Here is a 21499-nt window from a genome sequence, read left to right as displayed (position 1 = left end):
ATGAATAAAAAACTACTTAATATTTAATTTAAAGTCAGCATAATAAATAGATCCTTTAATTTGTGATTTATTACACAAATAACTACGATACCTTTCAAATAACTGAGCGTTGGGTTTCCGCCCTTCTTTCCAAAAGCGGTTAAGTCCTTCCTGAAAGGTTAACCCTTTTATGTCATAATGTGCATTACCAAGAGCAATAACAGGTAATCCGTGAATTAATCCCGAAAGTCCACAAGTACTATTAACTGTGACCAATCCAATTGCTTTTCTAAGTAAAATTGGCATAGGTACTCCATGGATATATATCACTCTCTTGCTAACACAATAACGATTTGCCAATTTTTTTATTAATCGATTATAATTATTAAACCCTTCATCCATAGGATGATGCTTGATCAGTAAATAGCTTTTTTTATCAGCAAATAAAGAAAATGAACGAATTACTCTAAAAATATACGATTTCATAGAATGATAGTGGCTATGAACTTGTATTTGATAATCTTGATTACATTGCAAAGGAAAAATATAGAATGGTTTATAATCATTATTAATAACATTCTTTATTAATTTCGGTTGGATTAACTTTGCTTTTAATTTTCTAATTAAAGCTAAAGTCCAACGAGAAGCATAAAAATATAAGGATGTTTCCCTATGGTGTACATAATTAGAATATTTATATTTTTTTAACACCATAAAAATATAATAAATAACACTATAGTAAGCCATTGAATAAAAGTGAGATTTACCCTTGCTTTCATCAATTGTGATAATTTGAATTTTTTGATAAAAATCGTGATTTTTAGATAAAAGAGAAAAACCATTAACCCCACTTTTTTCGAAAGTAATATAATGAGGTCTAAGGTAGCCTTCTTCAAACACCCAAAATGACAAATTTAAATTAGAATCAACTATTGACTTAGCTATTCTGTGGTAAGTACGACAATCACCAAAAACGACGATAGAATCAATAGCATATTCTTGAATATAATTTTGTAAAAATTGAGAAAAATTTTCAACTGAATCACGAAAAGAAAAACTGTTTTGTGGGTAGAAATATTCATCACCACCATTTAAGTTGATCTTATAAACATTACATCCAAATTTTTGCAGCCACTCTGCAATATTCTTAAAAAAAGGACCTATAGGACCTTGCAATAATAATATATTTTTTCGGGTGTTGATTAGTTCATACAAATAGTGATTCATAGACAACTTTATAAATTTACATATACTTTGCCAATATAACACAATAATAATTTTTATGATAAAAAATTGTAATTTTTTTTTAATTTTAAAAAATTAATATGGAATTTACATAGACAATTGTCTATACTAGAAATAGAAAAGTACACTCCATAACTAAAATAATGGTATGTCCACACTTTTTAGTGCCAAAAAGAAGGTGCAGGAAATTGTTTACACTTCATGGTTAAAATAATCCTCTAAAAACTCATAAGGCGTTTTCCCTGAAATCGCTTTATGCGGTTTAACGGTATTCTAAAAGTTAGTAAATCGCTAGGCTTTAGTTGTCAGTCTTTTGCGTCACTAAATGTTTGCTGATTCTGCAACTTTCCATCTGCTAGTGATAGACATTGAGTATGTCATGCAGTTGTTGGTTAACATCAGTAAATATAATCTCTTGCACTTTGGGTAAATGAAATTCGACATCGAACATTAATGGAGAGCGATAACATAAAGCAAGCTGCGTTGATAGTGGGACGAAAATTGAGTTAATTATAAACAATAAGCATCGATACAGCTTATGTGCATTATGCCTATGTTTAAATGTAACCAGAAATCGTTTCTATTATCAACGGCAATTGACCTAGCAATCGCAAGATATTCCACTTAGTGAAATTGTGGGTGAAATTTTTAATAAAAATTATCGTGCTTATAGTACAAGGCGTCTGTAAGTAGAGCTTAGAAAATGAGCAATTACTGTATTTCGACACCGAATATGTCGAATAATGGTGACAATGGTCACTTATTGAATGCAAAAGAGATCGATGACCTTATCTTTGGGGAACTAAAAAGTGTGGACATACCAATTAATTATTAATTGATAAAACCATCACTATCCCCATTAATTAAATTTTAGTGTATACTTCGCATACATCTTATTTTAATTATTCATATATTTGCCATGCATACTCAACCTAGAATTGCCATTGTAATGGGCTCCAAAAGCGATTGGACTACTATGCAACACGCAGCCGATATCCTTGATGCGTTAACAATTCCTTATCATGTCGAAATCGTTTCAGCTCACCGTACTCCTGATAAATTATTTCGTTTTGCTGAAAATGCCGCTCAACAAGGGTTTAATGTGATTATTGCTGGTGCTGGAGGTGCTGCTCATTTACCTGGTATGTTAGCCGCCAAAACGCTTGTTCCTGTGTTGGGTGTTCCGGTGCAAAGTGCCGCATTAAGTGGTGTTGATAGCCTTTATTCTATTGTTCAAATGCCTAAAGGTATTCCTGTTGGTACCTTAGCTATAGGTAAAGCTGGTGCGGCTAATGCGGCATTACTTGCTGCACAAATTCTTGCTTTACACGATAAAGATATTTATCAGCGTTTATCAATATGGCGATTAACTCAAACTGATGAAGTGTTAAATCACCCAGATCCAAGAGTGGATGCATAATATGAAAACTCAATCTGTTTGTGTATTAGGTAATGGTCAACTAGGGCGAATGCTTAAACAAGCGGGAGAACCACTAGGCATTAAAGTCTATCCTGTTGGCTTAGATTCTGATCCTGCTACTATTCCATATCAACAGTCAGTGATCACAGCGGAAATTGAACGATGGTCAGATACCCCTTTTACACAAGTTTTAGCTAAACATCCTCATTTTATTAATCGAGATGTCTTTCCAATTATTGCCGACCGTTTAACCCAAAAAGAGTTGCTTGACGAACTGGGCTTACCGACAGCGAAATGGTTTTCGCTTGATCATCCTCAAAATTGGTCAACGTTATTTACTGAACTTGGTGATCGATTAATTGTTAAACGTCGGACTGGTGGTTATGATGGACGAGGGCAATGGCGTATAGCCATTAATGACCTAATCACGGTGCCAGACGATATTTATCAGAATGCAATTGTTGAGCAAGCTATCTTATTTGAAAAAGAGATGTCATTAGTGGGAGCACGTAATGCAAAAGGTGAAACGGTATTTTACCCACTTACCAACAATTTGCACCAAGATGGCATTTTAAAAATGAGTGTTGCGCTACCAAACCAATCTCCTTTATTGCAAGCACAAGCCGAAAAAATGCTAGCCTCTATTATGCATAAATTAAATTATATTGGTGTAATGGCGATGGAGTGCTTTATTGTGGGGGATAAATTACTAATTAACGAACTGGCTCCGCGAGTACATAATAGCGGTCACTGGACACAAAATGGTGCTTCAATAAGCCAATTTGAGCTACATCTTCGTGCAATCCTTGGTTTACCACTTCCTAAGCCCGTTGTATTTGCACCATCGGTTATGGTTAACCTGATTGGAACAGAATTAAATCTTAATTGGTTATCTATCGATTTGGTGCATCTACATTGGTATGAAAAAGAAGTAAGAGTAGGGCGTAAAGTAGGGCATTTAAACTTGACTCATAACCAATCTAGTAAATTATTAAAAGAATTAGACGCTCTAAAACCGCTATTACCTAATGATTATCAAAACAGCATTGAATGGGCGAAACAAAAATTATAACAATTTAGCGAGTTGAGCCAATCAGAGTGATAAAATTAGAGATAGGATCATGATCAACTTTAACCAAAAAATCAATTATCAACGCTATGCTAGCAAAAAACGTGAAGTACTGTCTGACAAGTACTCAATAGTACGTTGTTTTGAAAGTGATCGTGGACGTATCATAAATTCAGCTGCTATTCGTCGTCTACAACAAAAAACACAAGTCTTTCCATTAGAACGCAACTCAGTAGTCAGAACGCGACTTACTCACTCTATGGAAGTGCAGCAAGTAGGTCGTTACATTGTTAAAGAAATTGTTAACCGCCTTGGTAAAACAGGACAATTAAAAAAATACGGGCTTGATAATTGTGTAATGGCGATCGAAAGCCTTGTTGAAATGGCCTGTTTAATGCACGATATTGGTAATCCTCCATTTGGTCATTTTGGTGAAGCAGCTATTAATCAATGGTTTCATTTACGATTAGGGCTTGAAAATGACACCATTTATCCAGCATTAAAGGTGCATACTAATGATGATGATGAAATTAAAAAACTTAAAACCGAAATCCGCCAAGATCTCGCAAATTTTGAAGGTAATGCTCAAGCAATTCGTTTAGTTCATTCCATATTACGTCTTAATTTAACTTATTCACAAATTGCCTCAATTCTTAAATACTCTAAACCAGCTTATTGGTCTGATTCGATACCGCCTGAATTTTCTTATTTAATGAAAAAGCCAGGTTATTATTTATCAGAAGAACCATTTGTAAAAGCGTTATCTAAACAACTTGATATCAAACAGTTTCATCGTTATCCGTTAACCTATATTATGGAGGCGGCTGATGATATTTCATATTGTATTGCAGATCTTGAAGATGCCGTTGAAAAGAAAATTTTAACTGTAAAACAGCTTTACACCTATCTTGCTGAAGCATGGGGACCTTTTAAAAAAGGTGATTTGTTTGATCTAGTTGTCAATCGCCCTTACGAAAATTTAAAACAGAATGAATTTAATGCTATTGGCATTGATCAATTTTTTATGTACTTACGTGTCAATGCTATTAGTAAACTAGTACCACATGCCGCTGAACGTTTTATTGAAAATATAGAAGCAATTTATCATGGTTCGTTTAACCATGCCTTACTTGAAGATCATAGTACAGAATATAAATTGCTTAATATTTTTAAAGCAGTCGGCTTTGAACATGTATTTAATCATGAATCGGTCGAAAATATTGAACTTCAAGGATATCGAATTATTAGCGGATTGCTTGATATTTATAGTCCGTTGCTTACTATGCCTACTGATGATTTTTTAAAATTAGTTGATAACGAATATCACAAGCATTATCCCATTGAAACGCGTTTATATCATAAATTATCTTCAAAACATTGTGCAGCTTATAAGCAAGCAATTAGTAAATTAAATTCAAATGAAGCCAATTTTGCTTGTATGGAATTTTATTATCGGTGTCGATTATTGCAAGATTATATTAGTGGCATGACAGACCATTTTGCCTATGATGAATATCGTAAATTAATGGTAACGTTCTAATCCTTATTATGTACTAATTACTCATAATTATTGGGCACCAATAATACACACATGGCACCATATAAGTGCATAGTAAAATAAAAATATATCAAAGTATATTTTGCTTATTTATACATTTAATGGCTTAAGCTAAGTCACTAAGCCTGAGTTTTTATAACGACTATCTTTTCTATTTGTCATAAATTCCACTTAAATTACTCAATTTCATTCAAGTCATCTATTTTGGCGCGTTCTTTGCATGATTAATTTTGTATCTCATATTTATTAGGAGCAATTAATGAAATTAGTCACTGTAGTTATAAAACCTTTCAAATTAGAAGAAGTTCGAGAGGCCTTATCTAATGTAGGCATTACAGGATTAACCGTTACTGAAGTTAAAGGGTTTGGTCGACAAAAAGGTCATGCCGAGTTATATCGTGGTGCTGAATATAATGTTAATTTTCTGCCTAAAGTTAAAATTGATTTGGCGATTAGTGATGAACAGCTTGATGAAGTCATTAATATCGTAACCAAAGCCGCATACACAGGTAAAATTGGTGATGGCAAAATTTTTGTTACTTCACTTGAGCATGTCGTGCGTATCCGTACTGGTGAAACCGACGAATCAGCGCTGTAATTTACTGTTAAGGATATCATTATGTTGAAAAAAATTATTTTTTCTTTAATTATTTTATTTTCAAGCTCTGTTTTTGCTGACGAAAGCGCCATCGTTGATAAAGCTGATAACGGATTTATGATGATTTGTACTGCTTTAGTTCTTTTCATGTCCGTTCCAGGAATTGCTTTGTTTTATGGCGGATTATTACGTTCTAAAAACGTGTTATCAATGTTATCTCAAGTACTTGTTATCTTTTCACTTATTGCTGTATTGTGGATTACATATGGTTATTCACTTTCTTTTGGTGAAGGGAACTGGTTTTATGGTAATTTTGACCATTTTCTATTAACCGGTATCAATATTACAGATGTGTCAGGCTCGATTTATGAATTTATTTGGGTTGCATTTCAAGGATCATTTGCTTGCATTACCTGCTGTTTAATTCCGGGTGCTTTTGCTGAGCGAATTCGGTTTTCTGCTGTATTAATTTTTATGGTGTTATGGTTTACGTTTTCATATATTCCTATGGCTCATATGGTATGGGGCGGGGGTATCTTAGGTGATGAGGGAGCGCTCGACTTTGCTGGTGGTACTGTTGTGCATATTAATGCGGCGATTGCTGGAATAGTAGGTGCTTATTTAATAAAAAACCGTATTGGTTATAACCGTGAACCACTAAAACCATTTAACTTACCTTATGTTTATCTTGGTGCGGCAATCCTTTATATTGGTTGGTTTGGTTTTAATGCTGGCTCATCAACTCATGCTGACGAAATTGCAGGTTTGGCTTTTATTAACACAGTTGCTGCGACGGCTGCTGCAGTTTTGGCATGGACATTAGCTGAATGGCTTTTACGAGGCAAACCATCATGTCTTGGTTCAGTATCTGGAGTGATAGCAGGATTAGTTGGTGTCACACCAGCCGCTGGCCTTGTTGGCGTAGGTGGTGCTATGTTAATTGGCCTTATTTGTGGTTTTGCTGGTGTTTTTGGGGTATCAACACTCAAAAGAATTTTAAAAGTTGATGATACCTGTGATGTGTTTGGCGTACATGGCGTATGTGGTATTGTCGGCTGTATATTAACAGGTATCTTCGCTTCAGAATCTTTGGGGGGGATTGGTTATGCAGAAGGTATCACAATGATAAGCCAAGTTGGAATTCAAGTGATGAGTGTCATTACTTGCGTAATTTGGACAGCTGTGGTGGCTTTTATTGCTTATAAAATTGCGGATATCTGCGTTGGATTAAGGGTATCTGAAGAACATGAACGAGAAGGACTTGACATCAATAGCCATGGTGAAAGTGCTTTTAATAGTTAACTGTTAGGCAGGTATATCATTAATTATTCACACAGAATAAATATCTAGGAAAAATAATTTACAGGGAGTAATCCCTGTAAATTATGGCTTTTACTAATTATTGTTAAATAATGTTTTTTTAATCATCCCAAAGCATAATGGCATTATCTTCAGTTAAGATTAAAGGTGGAGCAAAAAGGTGTTCTTTTACTTTAGTTGGTAAAATGTGCATATCATTAAAATTAAATTGCAATTCTGGATAAACATTAGCAATTTCTTTTATCCGAGTATTTAATAATTCTTTTACTTTGTTTGACTCTTTAGCAATAGCAATATCATCTTTCAGCATACCAATTTGTTTTTTATGGTGTTCTGATTCAAAAACTTCACTGAAAACAAAAGAAAATCCTTTTTTATTGTTTTTGTTAATATCGTGATACTCTCTATATTCAGAGTGATGCAATTTAAGCTCTTTAACACGTAAGGCAATAATCTCATCGACATGATCCGTATAATAATTTAATGTCGGATCTAAATAAGCCAGTGTTCTGTGTTCAGGTATTGCATCATTGCTATGTACTAAGGTAAATAACGGTTTTTTATATGTATTCATTCTGCAACTTCCTTTTTAATTAGAATAAAAAAGTAACAAAATTTTCAATAATGAAAAATAAATGTCATTTTTTATGTAAAATGTTTTAGGTTAACATAATGCTTAAATATAAAAATAAACAAAAAATCAAATAGTTAATGATTTATCTATTAGATATTTAAATTGATGAATTTAAATTTTAAAACATAAAAATTTAAAAAATAAAACATCACAAGAACGGCTACTATCAGGAAAAACGGTTAGGCTTTAATATAAATAACATTATTTATACGCAAACCTGCTTTAAAGACTAACTACGGGACATTACTAATACTGTTTCACAATAACTACTTCTATAAGACATATCTAACTTTAGAAAGTTCAATAATATTGCTAGATTTACTCTTTTATTAAAATTTTTTTAAGGTCTTACAGATAAATATGTAATAAGGAAAGTAAATAAATATATCATAATAATTTTTAATTTGTTTGACTATTAAAGCTATTAAATTAAAAAGTAGGACTTTTGTCCTACTTTTTAATTTAAGGTTAATCTGTTTTTTTGATATGTTTTAAATTAGGTAAAGCGATAGCTAATAAAATAATACTTACTCCAACCCATTGATTAAAATGAACTGATTCTTGCAAATAAAAATACGAGCAAGTCACCGCAACAGGTAGCTCTGCTGCCGACAAAATTGCACTTAATGAAATACCTATTCTTGGAATTCCTATCGAAAACAAAAAAGGCGGTAATACAGTTCCGAGCAATGCTAATAAAAAACCTAATTGATAAAGTTTATCGCTAAAATCAAGTTTGAAGAAAAACAACGGTGGAAATATTAAAAAAGTAATAATACATGCGCCGGTTATCATCAAGGCACTTTTTTCGAGTTTAGGTAACTCATTTCCAATATTACTACTAGTGCTGATAAAGAGTGAATACATTAATGCAGCTAAAAAACCAAAAAAACAACCGATTAAATTTAAGCTAATATCTTGATTAAAAATACCTGCTGCTAAACTACTACCCAAAATAATCACAATAACCACTGCTAATTGAATCATGCTAGGTTTATTTTTGAATATGACAAAATCAATAAAGACACTAATCCATAAATATTGCATTAATAAAATAATGGCAATTGATGCGGGAACCAACTGTACACATTGGTAATAACAAATACCTACCAAACCAGGAAAAAGGCCAACGGCGCAAACTTTCCATTTTTTTGTTAATTGAGTTTTTTTAGAGCTTGAAGTTGCTAATGATTTATCAGTCGATGTTGTTATTTTGGGGTTGTATACTGTTTTAACAATAAAGTGAATACTCCACAGCATTAACATTCCCAAAAAGCATTGAACACCAGTAACTTCACCCAGTGAATAGCCTGCTTTATAAGCTGTTTTCACGATAGAAGAGAGCACACCAAAACTACATGCCCCCAAAAAGACTAGAAAACCGCCTAAAAATTTATATTGCATATTTAAATCTCACCAAACTAAAAAAACATTGCTAAAAATTATGGATAGAAAAAACAATAAAAGCCCTCAGGGGTATTTTTCAACCCTTTATGGCTTTTTAATGAGTTAAATTAAAATAAAATGATAAATAATATTTTAAAATTCATTGAGATGAATAGATAAATGGTTATACATCAGATTGGTGTTTAGTATGCTCATAATTAAATGAATAATAAAAAACAACACCAAGTATAAGTGCATAAGATGCAAAAATTAGCCAAATTGTTTGCCAATCTTTAATGCCATCATGTGTACACATGTCAACTACAAAACCACTTAAAATCGAACCAAAATAAGCACCAATACCATTGACCATTGTCATAAATAGTCCTTGGGCACTGGCTCGAATATCTGAACTAACTTCTTTTTCAATAAAAATAGAGCCAGAAATATTAAAAAAGTCAAATGCACAGCCGTAAACGATCATCGAAAGCATTAGCAGTACAAAGCCAAAAGGCGTAGGATCGCCAAACGCAAATAAACCAAACCTTAGCGTCCAAGCAATTATACTTATCATTATGACTTTTTTGATACCAAATTTTTTGAGAAAAAATGGGATAGTCAAAATAAATGCGACTTCAGCCATTTGTGAAAATGACAATAAAATAGCTGGGTACTGAACAACTAGACTTTCTTTAAATTCTGGTATTTTATCAAAGTCATGTAAAAATGCTCCACCAAAGGTATTGGTGATTTGTAATATTGCCCCAAGTAACATAGCAAAAAGGAAAAATATTGCCATTACCGGTTTTTTGAATAACACAAAAGCATCTAATCCTAAATAAGAAACCCAAGACTGTTTTTGGCTTTTTGATACAGTAATATTAGGTAATGTTGTACTATAAATTACAAGTACAATAGAAGCTGCACTAGCAATATAGAGTTGAGCATTACTCAATTCGAATTTGCATAAACTAACTGTCCACATCGCAATGATAAAACCGATAGTCCCAAATACACGTATTTTGGGAAATAGAGTGACAGTATCTAAGTTATCTTTGTCTAAACAGTGATAACTAATTGAGTTTGATAATGCAATGGTTGGCATAAATGTTAACGCATTAACTAACATTACCCAAAACAAAATAGTTGAATTATTAATTGATGCAGCATAAAAAAGTACAATGGCACAAACAGCGTGACAAAACATATAAAGATATTTAGCTTGCAAAAATTTATCAGCAATGATGCCAATAACAAATGGTGTAATTAAAGCGGCTAAACCTTTAGTACTAAAAATCATAGATACTTCAACACCAGAAAAGTGTAATGTATTAAATAGATAAGCCCCAAATGTGGTTAACCAACTTCCCCAAATAAAATATTGGAGAAACATCATCAATTCTAATCTATTTGCTATGTTCATTGTTTATTCCTAAAATAAAGTGGACTTTTCATAGAAAGTCATCAATAAAAAGCACTACTTAAAAACGTTCAATTGTTTTTGTAATAAGTTGTAAAAAGGTTGATTTAACACGTTCAGCTGTTTCAATCACTTCTTCGTGACCTAATGGTTGGTCTAAAATCCCGCAAGCCATATTAGTTAGACATGAAATTCCGATAGTTTTAATACCTGAGTGGTGAGCTATGATTGCTTCAGGTACGGTTGACATACCAACAGCATCAGCACCTAAAACGCGGATCATTCTAATTTCGGCGGGGGTTTCATATGTTGGACCTGTCCACCAAGCATAGACACCTTGTTGTAAAGTGATATTTAGTTCTTTTGCTACATCAACAACAATTGAGCGTAATTGTTTATTGTAAACTTCACTTACGTCTAAAAAACGAACTCCTAATTCTGGATTATTTGGTCCTATTAATGGATTGTTGGCGGTTAAATTAATGTGATCGGTGATTAGCATTAAATCACCTGGTTTGAATCCAGTATTTACTGCACCACAGGCATTAGTAATAATCAGTTTTTCAACGCCAAGCATTTTCATCACACGTACCGGAAAGGTAACTTGATCTAAAGTAAATCCTTCGTAGTAGTGAAAACGTCCTTTCATTGCAACTACGGTTTTACCGCCACTTTTTCCTATTACTAATTCATTAGCATGCCCCACTGCTGCTGATTTAGCAAAATGAGGAATATTGTCATAATGGATATGAACAGCATCTTCAAGAGTGTCAGCAAAAGGACCTAAACCTGAACCCAAAATAATCCCAATTGTTGGTTTCTTGTCTGTTTGTTGTTGAATATAGTTAACAGCTTGTTGAATGTCTGAAGTTTGATGCATGATGGTATCCTTTCAAAAATTAAATACTAGAGTAAAACAGGGTAAATAAATTAACGGTAATAGACTATTACTGGTTTTATTAATAATACGTTTACAAAATAATTAAAAAACAAAGTAATCCCTGTTTTGCGCATATATTATGATGATCTTTGCTCAATAAGAAAAGATGTGAATTGCGATATCTTAGAATTAATCAGATGAATAAATTTTTTTATTTTATTAATCAAATAATTAAATTCAATGTTAATTTAAGTATCAAAATAGTTAACACTAAAATAATTATTAAATTAAACGATCTTCTCCAGAATAAACTACGCCGTTCCTTCCTCTAAAGAATCCAAGTAAAGTTAAATTACACTGTTTAGCCAAATCAACAGCTAATGAAGTCGCCGCTGAAACAGCTAACAAAAATTCTATACCACAATTCGCTGTTTTTTGCACCATCTCGTAGCTAGCACGGCTTGATACTAACACTACACCATGTTGATATTTAGAATCATTAGGTAATTGCATTGCTCTAAAGCCCAATAATTTATCTAAAGCTACATGTCGACCAATATCTTCAAATCCAGCTATAAATTGTCCTTGTAAATCCAACCATACCGCGGCATGAGTGCAACCAGTTTGATTACCAACATGTTGGACTTGCGATAAATAATTTAGACTATTGCTAAAATCAGCTAAACTAATCTGGTTAATTAGCGGCAAACTAGAAATAGTCTGGCAAACTTGATCTATCTGCTCACTGCCACAAATACCACAGCCCGTACGCCCAGTTAAATTACGGCGCTTTTCTTTTAGTTCACTAAAACGTCGTGACGAAAGTTCAATTTGTACTTCTATGCCTTTTGGGGTCTCAATAATATCAATACCGTAAATATCATTAATTGACTGAATAATATTTTCAGTTAACGAAAACCCAACTGCAAAATAATGTAAATCTTTGGGGGTTGCCATCATCACAACATGTGAAATCCCGTTATAAATTAAAGCAACAGGCTTTTCGACAGCTAATTTATCAAGTTGGGGGGCTTTAAATTCGCTATTTTTAAACTTCCGTACTAGGATTGATTCAATACCAATTGTCATGATTTGTCTCTTATTAATTGGAGTATTTCGATTAGGACTACTATCAACATAATCTTAAGCGTTAATAAAACTAAAAGAATGTTAACGTCTTGTAATGTTCTATCAATAAGTAAAGTATCAAGTCCTAAGTGACTAGTATTATGGTAAAATAGCACACCATAATCAATTGATAATTTACACACATAAACTTATGTCGCTACACGAAATCACAATAGCAATTATGCAATTTATTGAGCATCATCAAGTTTGGGCTTTACCAATTATATTTTTATTGGCATTTGGCGAATCTTTAGCAATTATCTCGCTTTTGGTCCCTGCAACGGCGATTTTATTCGGTGTAGGCGCTTTGATAGGTAGCGGGGCGATATCATTTGTACCAGTATTAATTACCGCTTCGATAGGTGCTATTTTAGGCGACTTAGTATCTTATTGGTTAGGTAAACACTATCACCAACAAGTTATTACATCATGGCCTCTTAATAAACATCCCAAATTAATTTATCGTGCTGAGCAATTTTTTCAGCGTTATGGAACGTTAGGGGTATTTATTGGACGATTTTTTGGGCCATTACGGGCAATAGTGCCATTAATAGCAGGCACAATGCACATGCCTGCAACGAAATTTAATGTGGCCAATATTGCTTCGGCGCCCGTTTGGGCATTTGTATTGCTTGCGCCGGGCACTTTTGGTGTTCCATGGCTAGCAACGCTATTTGGTTAAACAGTCCCAACTGTATAGCCACGACGTCCACTTTTGCGACCTAAAGCTTCTAAATTGGTCTGCAATGGTGGAAATGGTAATGTTAAATGATGCTTGCGGTAAGCTTCAAGTATTAGCTTATGTATAGCGCTCCGTAGCAACATTCGGTGCCCCATTTCAGCAGCAAAAACACGTAATTCAAATAGCTGAATCCCTTCTTGAATATCCACTAAAAATACTTGAGGCTCGGGATCTTTAAGTACATATTCGCATTCATCTGATGCTTGTTGTAAAAGCTTAATAACCAGATCACTATCAGCATCAATAGTTGCAGGAATGGTTAATACAATTCGAGTGATCGAATCAGATAACGACCAATTTACCAATTGTTCAGTAATAAAAGCCTTATTGGGCATCACAATTTCTTTACGGTCCCAATCAACGATGGTAATTGCACGAGTATTGATTTTAGTGATGTTACCAGTCAAATCACGAATTGTCACCGTATCACCAATTCGCACAGGTCTTTCAAATAAAATAATTAAACCAGAAATAAAATTCGCAAAAATTTCTTGCAAGCCAAACCCTAATCCCACACCTAGTGCAGCAATTAGCCATTGAATTTTGGACCAATCTATACCAATAAACGAAAATGCAATCATACAACCAATCATCAAAATAATGTATTTTGAAACCGTTGAAATTGCATAACCTGTTCCTGGGGCTAAATCTAAATGTTGTAAAATGCCTAATTCTAATAAAGCGGGTAAGTTTTTAACCAACTGAACGGTAATTGTCATCACTAAAATAGCGATACATACTGCACCAAGAGTAATATATTGCTCAATTTCAGTACCATTGACAATAACACTGGTTCCCCATAATTTGATGTTATTCATAAAAGCAAAAGCTGAATGTAGCTCAGACCACAGCAAAATCATACTAATGAGTGCAATCATCATAATTATTGATCTGACTAAATGTAAAGATTGAGCGCTGATGGCATCTAAATCGATAACAGGTTCATCGACATTTTCATTAAGTGAATTAGAATCGTCTTCATGCGATTTGGCGCGTTGCATACGCTCTAAACGGCGTTGTTTTGTGCGTTCAAATTCAATACGACGTTTTTGGATCCACATCCAACGGCGAATCATAAAATAAACCACTAACAGTGCAAACCAAATAATAACCGACGCTTCAAGTCGCCCTAATAGTACTTGAGCTGTTGATAAATAACCTAAACAAGCAGCAATAATGGCAAGCCATGGTGCACTTAATAAGATAAACCACAAGATATGACTTAATAAATTATCGCCAGATCCTTTTTTATCGATATAAAGCGGAACGCCAGCACGATGGAGCGAATTAGTCATAAACACTAAAGCAAAGCAAAGAAAAATAAACGCTGTACGACCAATGGTTGCAGCAAATTGGCGATTATTATATTGGTCAAAACTCATCACTATCACGACCAACGGAATTACAAGCCAAATTGAAAGTTGGTAATATTTCATTGCTGATCGTACACTACGTTCAGACCAACCAAAATGACTAATAAAAAGTCCATTAGATGATGCAAAATGTGCTGAGATAATAAACACCCATAAAATAGGCGCAGCGGCATTCACACCATAACCTAAAGCAAACGCGACAGGATAATCGGAATTAATCTGTAAAGCATAGCCAAACACTGCCCACAAAATAGGAACAGGTAATGCCATGATTAAGGAAAATATAATGACTTTTAAGGTTAAAGAATAACTATCTTGTGTTACTTTACCTACACGTCCTGCAGATTTATTTAAAAAAGTATTATATTTTGCACGCATCTTAAAGTGTGCAAAGACAAACATTAACGATAAAACAATTAAAAATAGTGGCTTGGGAGCGCTTAGTACTTCAGCACTAGCATTATAAAGCTGTGAAAGCGTATCGATCGAAAAAACCACATAAACAACATCTTTAGCTAAATCAATAGGATAACTCAACGATATAGGATTTACATTTGCCACCCAAAAGAAATATCGATGAGCAGCATCGTTCACTTCGTCGATGGCATTGGTTAACTGTTTATTGGCAATTTTTAGTTTGGTTAGTTCTAAAATAGTGGTATCAGTTCCTGAAATAAGCGTTTTAAGCAATTCAGTCTGTTCACGAAGCAAACGACGATATTGTGTTGCCTCTTTAACACTATTAAGTGGACTGGTTAATGCTGGATAATCATCTAAAGAAGTTAAAGTATCACTATAGTTAAGTTGTTGAGCTTTTGCTTCGGCAATTTCAGCATCTAAAGCTTGCGATTTAGGTTTTTCAGGTAAGCGCAATAACTGCTGACGCAAAGTTTCACCCAAAGAGGTTGAAAAACTCAACCACTCGCCTTGTTCAGCGAGAGTGGTTAATGTATTTTGCACATGAGAAATCTGGGCGGTGATGTTGTTTTGCTCATTAACAATATTAGTTAAATGATTCTTTTGGAACTCCATATTTTGACGTAGCTCATCATTTTTATCACTTAACTGATGAACAACTTGAGAAAGATCATCCTCATTATTAATGATTGGCGTAGACTCTTCGGCGAAAGTCAGTGAAGAAAACAACACAGCAACAAAGCAAAAAACACCACGCATCCACATAATGTTATATCCTATCTGCTAATTTTTGACCTACACGAGCAACATTACCCACTTTAAGGTGACTATCAAACTCAATTGCATTTGACGCAAACAAGGTAATTACGGTCGAACCTAATTTAAAACACCCCATATCTTGCCCTTTGGTTAATTTTATTTCGTCACTATAAGTCCAACGTTTCATAATACCTTCACGCGGTGGGGTGATGATGCCTTCCCATGGAACTTCAATACTACCAACAATGGTTGCCCCCACTAAAATTTGTGCCATTGGACCTAATTCAGTTTCAAATAAACAAATTACTCGCTCATTACGAGCAAAAATATTAGGTATGCTTTCGGTTGTGGCTTTATTGACTGAAAATAGCGAACCAGGCACATAAATCATCTCACGTAAAACACCATCACAAGGCATATGAAAACGGTGATAATTTTTAGGAGACAAGTAAGTGGTTGCATATAATCCATTTTTAAAAAACTTGATCATCTCAGAATTACAAGCAAGTAATGATTCTAAAGAATAAAAATGCCCTTTAGCTTGTAGCAACTGTGTATCTTGAATAGAACCAAACTGACTAATGATTCCATCTGCGGGCATAACAACAGCGTTATCAGCAACATCAATTGGACGGGCATCTTCATTCAATTCGCGAGCAAAAAAATCGTTAAATGTGTTAAATTCGCTAACATCATTAATTTTTGCCTCGCTCAAATCCACCTTATACACTTTACAAAAAAGCATAATCATCCATGTTGTAACTTTACCTAACTGTTTCTTTGCCAGCCAACCAAAGATCACGGTTAATAACTGTTTAGGAAGAAGATACTGAATAATTGCTTTTAATTGATTTAACATATATCACTCTCAAAATTATGGTACAAACGTTGCATTATACCAAGTTTTATATACAAAGTGTAAAACTCATAACAACAATAACATTTATAACAATATGCACTAAAACAATACAAAAAACACCAAATTATCGATAATAAACACAGGAATCAAAATGCCTATTGACCACTTCATATAACCAAAAAAACTCGGCATATTAATTTTGTTTTGTGTGGCAATGCTTTTGACCATAAAATTAGGCGCATTACCAATGTAGCTTAGTGCGCCCATAAAAACAGCGCCCATTGAAATAGCAAGCAGGATTCTTTCTAACGTGGTCATTAAAGTGATAGCATCGCCAGAAGCGAGATTAAAAAAGACCAAATAGGTGGGGGCATTATCTAAAAATCCAGAAAGCCAACCTGACAACCAAAAGTACATGCTGTTGATTGGTTCGCCTTGCTCATTTGTCACCAGTGAAACTATTGGGGCTAATGCCCCATGACTACCTGCTCGTAAAATAGCAAGTACAGGAACAATAGTAATAAAAATCCCGATAAACAGCTTAGCAACTTCAATGATAGGTTCCCAGTTAAATTCGTTACCGGCACGGACTTGTTTGGGGGTGATTAATATTGAAATAAAGGTGATCACAACAAACATAATATCGCGGACTAAATTAGATAAAGTAATAGGTAACCCTAAAACCATAACCTCAACAGACGATCGCCAAATGCCTGACATAAGTACACAGGCAATAATAGCCACCAATAAAAAAATATTGCTTACACCATAAACCTTAATAGTGCTAGTTTTTGAAGTCGAAGTTAACGCAAGGGAATGACCATATTGGCTACGAAAGTAGTGGCAATCAATCTTATAATAAATTGCTAATAACAACATTGAACTAAGCAAAACGGGCAACAACATATGCTTAACAGTCCACCCAAAATTCACACCTTTTAAAAAACCAATAAATAAAGGTGGATCCCCAAGTGGTGTCAAGCCACCGCCAATGTTCGCTACTAAAAAGATAAAAAAGATAATGGTATGTACGGCATAATTTCGTTGACGATTAGCTCTAATTACAGGTCGAATCATCAACATTGCAGCACCTGTTGTCCCCATAATTGACGCTAACAAAGTTCCTATTGCCAGCAAACCAACGTTTAGTTTGGGCGTACTAAGCACATCGCTCTTAATTAAAATCCCGCCCGAAACAGTAAACAAGGCTAGTAGTAATAAAATAAAAGGAATGTATTCAGCTATTACTGCATGGGCAGTAAGATGAATTGTTGATTGCAAACCAAACGAATACAAAGCAAACAGCAAAAAAAACATCGTCCAGCACATCGTTATTTTACCGTAGTGATGGTGCCATAATCGTGGCAAAAATAACGGCAACAATGCAATAGAAAGCAACATCCCCACAAAAGGGATCCCCCAATAAATCGATAAATCATCACCGCTAAAATCAGCAGCAAAAAGATCAAAAGGTATTAGTATTAAAACGATAAAGGAATAGAGGGCTTTCATTAATTTTTGAATTTTGATTTTTAAAGAGGTCAAATTATAACAAAGTTTTTAGGTTTATCGAATTTTAAGTGTAGGTATTTCTACATATTAACTATTATAATACTGTTAAACCGCATAAAAAAATTTGGGGAAAAATACCTTATGGGTTTTTAGAGGATTATTTTAATCATGAAGTGTAAATAATTCGTGTTTTCATACAATTCATAAAATAGCAATTATTTTTACTTAAATGGCGATAATTGCGTGTAGCTAGTCTATCGTTATATACTAGCCCACCACTTTCATAATGGTTTTATTTTGTGCGTTTAAATTCAAGTCAACAAAAAGCTGTCGAATATGTTTCAGGCCCTTGCCTTGTTTTAGCGGGAGCAGGCTCTGGAAAAACTCGAGTTATTATTAATAAAATTGCCTATTTAATTCGTGTTAAAGAATACTTACCACGCCATATTGTTGCGGTTACTTTTACTAATAAAGCAGCCCGTGAAATGAAAGAACGTATAGCGCAATCACTTAGTAAACAAGAGGCGAGAGGGCTTAAAATTTCAACCTTTCATACGCTAGGGTTAGATATTGTTCGTCGAGAATACAAGCATATAGGTATTAAATCCAACTTTTCGCTATTTGATGATCATGATCAAACAGCATTACTTAAAGAGCTAACTCATCAATGGTTAGAAGGCGATAAAGACCTGATTAATCAATTACGTTCGACAATTTCTAATTGGAAAAATGATATCGTTGATTCCACTATGGCTATGGCAAGAGCGCAAACAAATAAAGAAAAGCTATTTGCTCACTGTTATCAGCTTTATGAAAAGCAGTTAAAGGCATGCAGTATTTTGGATTTCGATGATCTTATTTTACTACCTACACTATTACTAAAAAATAATGAGGAAGTGCGTGATAAGTGGCAAAATAAAATCCGTTATTTATTGGTTGATGAATATCAAGATACTAATACAAGTCAGTACGAGTTTATTAAATTACTGGTTGGTAATCGAGCCAAATTTACGGTTGTTGGTGATGATGATCAGTCCATTTACTCATGGCGAGGAGCAAGGCCACAAAATTTAGTATTACTAAAACAAGATTTTCCCAACTTAGAGGTCATAAAACTCGAACAAAACTACCGATCTTCGGGACGAATTTTGAAAGTTGCTAATATTTTAATTGAAAATAATCCGCATATTTTTGAAAAAAAACTGTTTTCAGAACATGGTTATGGTGAGGTATTAAGGGTTATTTCGGCTGATAGTGAAGAGCAAGAAACTGAAAAAGTTGTTAAAGATTTAGTGGGGCACCGATTTGCTAATAATAGTCAATATGGTCAATACGCCATATTGTATCGTGGCAACCATCAAGCGCGTCTTATTGAAAAAATGTTAATGCAATATCGCATACCGTATCGAATATCAGGGGGGACTTCATTTTTTTCTCGTATAGAAATTAAAGATTTAATGGCATATTTGCGTTTATTGACCAATCCTGATGATGATAATGCATTTATCCGTATCATTAATACCCCAAAACGTGAAATTGGTCCTGCAACTGTTCAAAAACTAGGTGAATGGGCAAATCATCGTGGAGTTAGCTTATACCAAGCTAGCCACGACATGGGCTTAACTGAATTACTTTCTGGTAAACGGATGGAAACGCTGCATACGTTTATCCATTGGTTTGATACACTAATTCAAAAATCACACAGCGAACCAATGGACGCAATTCATGAGCTGTTGCATGACATTAATTATGAAAGTTGGATTTATGAAACTTCAACCTCCCCAAAATCAGGTGAAATGCGTATGCGTAATGTCGAACAGCTAGTTAGCTGGTTAAATGATCTGTTGCAAGGTGATGATATTGATGAAAGTATGACGCTTGAACAAGCTGTGGCAAGATTCACTTTACGTGACATGCTAGAACGCAACGAAGCAGAAGAAGAGCTAGATCAAGTGCAACTTATGACTCTACATGCCTCTAAAGGGTTAGAATTCCCTTACGTCTATTTAGTTGGCATGTCTGAAGGTTTATTACCACACCAAAACAGTATTGATGAAGATAATATTGAAGAAGAGCGTCGCCTCGCTTATGTTGGTATTACTCGCGCACAGCAAGAACTAACTTTTTCATTTAGTCGGCAACGTAAACAATTTGGTGAAACAATATATACCGAACCTAGCCGTTTTTTATTAGAACTTCCGCAAGATGATTTGGTATGGCAAGATCAACGTAACGAACTATCTCCCGAAAAGAAAATGCAACAAGGACAAAGCCGATTAGCTATGTTAAAAGCTCAAATAGCCAAGTCTAAATAAGTATTAAAAATAATTAGTTATTTAAAAATGTAACCAAATAACTAAAAATTAAAGATAACAACATTTAATGTTATATATTAAATAAATTGTTTATAAGCTGATGATATCTATGACTTAAATTGATGATATTTTGTCAATTCAATGCAATAAACCATTAAAAATCATTGACGGATCAAAATAGCTTTATATAATACACAGCGTCTAATTAGAAAAACAATTCTAGTCTCCTTAGCTCAGCTGGATAGAGCAACGGCCTTCTAAGCCGTAGGTCACAGGTTCGAATCCTGTAGGGGACGCCATTAAAATCAATAACTTAAATTAATTTCTAATGTTTTATAAAATTTAACTGCTTAAGTTGGGTTTTAGCATTTATTCTGCTTTTATGAATGTAGGTTATTTACATGAAAGACAAAGCTCAAAATTTAGCTCTGTAGAGATTTGTCATAGGAGGAGAGGAGATGGTTGGTGTTATTTCTGTTGTAGGACTTCGTCAGTTCTACAATAATGTTCAATTTCGTTACGAGCAAAGCCTATTAATAGACCGTCCGCTTTTCTATATTTAGGTTTTGGGAATGCGCCTTTTTGTACTCACCTACAAATAGTGGGTTTAGTTCTATTTACCACAAGGCAAACATCATCCCAAGTCATATAATGTTCATTAATATTCATGGTTCACCTTAAATATTTCGCCAAATTTGGCGTTATTCATTTGAGTTATCCCTCAATGGGGGATATTGTTTATTTATTTAACTCTGATGGTTTCTTCTCAACAATCTTCATAAATCCAACACCGAAATACTTGTAACGGTCAACAAAACTTGGAGACAATCTTAGGCAGTTTTTAGTAAATTGTATTCAAATTCTGCAGGTGAAATAAATCCCAGT

The 21499-nt window shown here is 34.1% G+C and carries 16 protein-coding genes and 1 tRNA gene; 8 read left to right on the top strand and 9 right to left on the bottom strand.

Annotated features, from left to right (window positions below; genetic code table 11):
• Nucleotides 1-12: 12 nt before the first annotated feature.
• Nucleotides 13-1248, bottom strand: a complete 1236-nt coding sequence (locus GQ589_RS10145; RefSeq protein WP_160425978.1) for a capsular biosynthesis protein — start codon at nucleotides 1246-1248, stop codon at nucleotides 13-15.
• A gap of 895 nt (nucleotides 1249-2143) precedes the next feature.
• Here GQ589_RS10145 and purE point away from each other — a divergent pair.
• The 5 genes from purE (at nucleotide 2144) to amtB (ending at nucleotide 7171) form a co-directional block, all read left to right on the top strand.
• A complete protein-coding gene (gene purE / locus GQ589_RS10140) occupies nucleotides 2144-2644 on the top strand; it encodes a 5-(carboxyamino)imidazole ribonucleotide mutase (protein ID WP_160400032.1) in 501 nt (166 codons plus the stop codon).
• A gap of 1 nt (nucleotide 2645) precedes the next feature.
• Nucleotides 2646-3716: a 5-(carboxyamino)imidazole ribonucleotide synthase gene (gene purK, locus GQ589_RS10135; RefSeq protein WP_160425976.1), complete on the top strand. Its 1071-nt coding sequence runs from the start codon at nucleotides 2646-2648 to the stop codon at nucleotides 3714-3716.
• 49 nt (nucleotides 3717-3765) lie between these two features.
• Nucleotides 3766-5253, top strand: coding sequence for a dGTPase (gene dgt, locus GQ589_RS10130; RefSeq protein WP_160425974.1), 1488 nt, complete (start codon nucleotides 3766-3768; stop codon nucleotides 5251-5253).
• A gap of 277 nt (nucleotides 5254-5530) precedes the next feature.
• On the top strand, nucleotides 5531-5869 hold the full coding sequence (gene glnK / locus GQ589_RS10125; protein ID WP_160400029.1) for a P-II family nitrogen regulator: 339 nt from the start codon (nucleotides 5531-5533) through the stop codon (nucleotides 5867-5869).
• Nucleotides 5870-5890: 21 nt separating this feature from the next.
• Nucleotides 5891-7171, top strand: a complete 1281-nt coding sequence (gene amtB / locus GQ589_RS10120; RefSeq protein WP_160400028.1) for an ammonium transporter AmtB — start codon at nucleotides 5891-5893, stop codon at nucleotides 7169-7171.
• 118 nt (nucleotides 7172-7289) lie between these two features.
• Here amtB and GQ589_RS10115 read toward each other — a convergent pair whose 3' ends face one another.
• From GQ589_RS10115 to fdhD, 5 genes are all read right to left on the bottom strand, one after another.
• Nucleotides 7290-7763 carry a hypothetical protein gene (locus GQ589_RS10115; protein ID WP_160400027.1) on the bottom strand — a complete coding sequence of 158 codons (474 nt, stop codon included), beginning with the start codon at nucleotides 7761-7763 and terminating at the stop codon, nucleotides 7290-7292.
• A 528-nt stretch (nucleotides 7764-8291) separates the two neighbouring features.
• The gene (locus GQ589_RS10110) at nucleotides 8292-9227 is read right to left on the bottom strand and encodes a DMT family transporter (RefSeq protein WP_160425971.1); all 936 of its coding nucleotides are present in this window, start codon (nucleotides 9225-9227) and stop codon (nucleotides 8292-8294) included.
• Nucleotides 9228-9393: 166 nt separating this feature from the next.
• The gene (locus GQ589_RS10105; protein ID WP_160425969.1) at nucleotides 9394-10632 is read right to left on the bottom strand and encodes a nucleoside permease; all 1239 of its coding nucleotides are present in this window, start codon (nucleotides 10630-10632) and stop codon (nucleotides 9394-9396) included.
• Between the two features lie 58 nt (nucleotides 10633-10690).
• Nucleotides 10691-11509, bottom strand: coding sequence for a purine-nucleoside phosphorylase (locus GQ589_RS10100; RefSeq protein ID WP_160425967.1), 819 nt, complete (start codon nucleotides 11507-11509; stop codon nucleotides 10691-10693).
• Between the two features lie 282 nt (nucleotides 11510-11791).
• Nucleotides 11792-12598 (bottom strand): formate dehydrogenase accessory sulfurtransferase FdhD, encoded by an 807-nt coding sequence (fdhD, locus tag GQ589_RS10095; RefSeq protein ID WP_160425966.1) that lies wholly within the window; start codon nucleotides 12596-12598, stop codon nucleotides 11792-11794.
• A 190-nt stretch (nucleotides 12599-12788) separates the two neighbouring features.
• Here fdhD and GQ589_RS10090 point away from each other — a divergent pair, with 190 nt between their 5' ends.
• Entirely contained in the window at nucleotides 12789-13319 is a 531-nt protein-coding gene (locus GQ589_RS10090) for a DedA family protein (RefSeq protein WP_160425964.1), read from the top strand.
• On the opposite strand, the gene mscM is transcribed toward GQ589_RS10090, so the two are convergent.
• From mscM to GQ589_RS10075, 3 genes are all read right to left on the bottom strand, one after another.
• Nucleotides 13316-15934 (bottom strand): miniconductance mechanosensitive channel MscM, encoded by a 2619-nt coding sequence (mscM, locus tag GQ589_RS10085; protein ID WP_160425962.1) that lies wholly within the window; start codon nucleotides 15932-15934, stop codon nucleotides 13316-13318. The two genes, GQ589_RS10090 and mscM, sit on opposite strands and share 4 nt — an antisense overlap.
• Before the next feature lie 4 nt (nucleotides 15935-15938).
• A complete protein-coding gene (gene asd / locus GQ589_RS10080) occupies nucleotides 15939-16787 on the bottom strand; it encodes an archaetidylserine decarboxylase (protein ID WP_160425960.1) in 849 nt (282 codons plus the stop codon).
• Between the two features lie 99 nt (nucleotides 16788-16886).
• Nucleotides 16887-18299, bottom strand: a complete 1413-nt coding sequence (locus tag GQ589_RS10075) for a sodium:proton antiporter (protein ID WP_160425958.1) — start codon at nucleotides 18297-18299, stop codon at nucleotides 16887-16889.
• Between the two features lie 299 nt (nucleotides 18300-18598).
• Between GQ589_RS10075 and rep the strand changes: the two genes are divergently transcribed.
• Both rep and GQ589_RS10065 read left to right on the top strand, forming a co-directional pair.
• Nucleotides 18599-20614 (top strand): DNA helicase Rep, encoded by a 2016-nt coding sequence (gene rep / locus GQ589_RS10070; protein WP_160425956.1) that lies wholly within the window; start codon nucleotides 18599-18601, stop codon nucleotides 20612-20614.
• Between the two features lie 222 nt (nucleotides 20615-20836).
• Nucleotides 20837-20913: transfer RNA gene (locus tag GQ589_RS10065), tRNA-Arg, on the top strand.
• The last annotated feature ends 586 nt before the right edge of the window (nucleotides 20914-21499 follow it).

Origin of the sequence: Gilliamella sp. Pas-s27 (genome assembly GCF_009795865.1) — a bacterium.
GTDB lineage: Bacteria > Pseudomonadota > Gammaproteobacteria > Enterobacterales > Orbaceae > Gilliamella.
Note: the sequence above shows the minus strand (reverse complement) of the source record. Positions and strands in the feature narration are given on the sequence as shown.

Coding starts and splice junctions, on each gene's coding strand:
- purE (WP_160400032.1), top strand. CDS start 2,144: ATGCATACTCAACCTAGAATTGCCATTGTAATGGGCTCCAAAAGCGAT.
- purK (WP_160425976.1), top strand. CDS start 2,646: ATGAAAACTCAATCTGTTTGTGTATTAGGTAATGGTCAACTAGGGCGA.
- dgt (WP_160425974.1), top strand. CDS start 3,766: ATGATCAACTTTAACCAAAAAATCAATTATCAACGCTATGCTAGCAAA.
- glnK (WP_160400029.1), top strand. CDS start 5,531: ATGAAATTAGTCACTGTAGTTATAAAACCTTTCAAATTAGAAGAAGTT.
- amtB (WP_160400028.1), top strand. CDS start 5,891: ATGTTGAAAAAAATTATTTTTTCTTTAATTATTTTATTTTCAAGCTCT.
- GQ589_RS10115 (WP_160400027.1), bottom strand. CDS start 7,763: ATGAATACATATAAAAAACCGTTATTTACCTTAGTACATAGCAATGAT.
- GQ589_RS10110 (WP_160425971.1), bottom strand. CDS start 9,227: ATGCAATATAAATTTTTAGGCGGTTTTCTAGTCTTTTTGGGGGCATGT.
- GQ589_RS10105 (WP_160425969.1), bottom strand. CDS start 10,632: ATGAACATAGCAAATAGATTAGAATTGATGATGTTTCTCCAATATTTT.
- GQ589_RS10100 (WP_160425967.1), bottom strand. CDS start 11,509: ATGCATCAAACTTCAGACATTCAACAAGCTGTTAACTATATTCAACAA.
- fdhD (WP_160425966.1), bottom strand. CDS start 12,598: ATGACAATTGGTATTGAATCAATCCTAGTACGGAAGTTTAAAAATAGC.
- GQ589_RS10090 (WP_160425964.1), top strand. CDS start 12,789: ATGTCGCTACACGAAATCACAATAGCAATTATGCAATTTATTGAGCAT.
- mscM (WP_160425962.1), bottom strand. CDS start 15,934: ATGTGGATGCGTGGTGTTTTTTGCTTTGTTGCTGTGTTGTTTTCTTCA.
- asd (WP_160425960.1), bottom strand. CDS start 16,787: ATGTTAAATCAATTAAAAGCAATTATTCAGTATCTTCTTCCTAAACAG.
- GQ589_RS10075 (WP_160425958.1), bottom strand. CDS start 18,299: ATGAAAGCCCTCTATTCCTTTATCGTTTTAATACTAATACCTTTTGAT.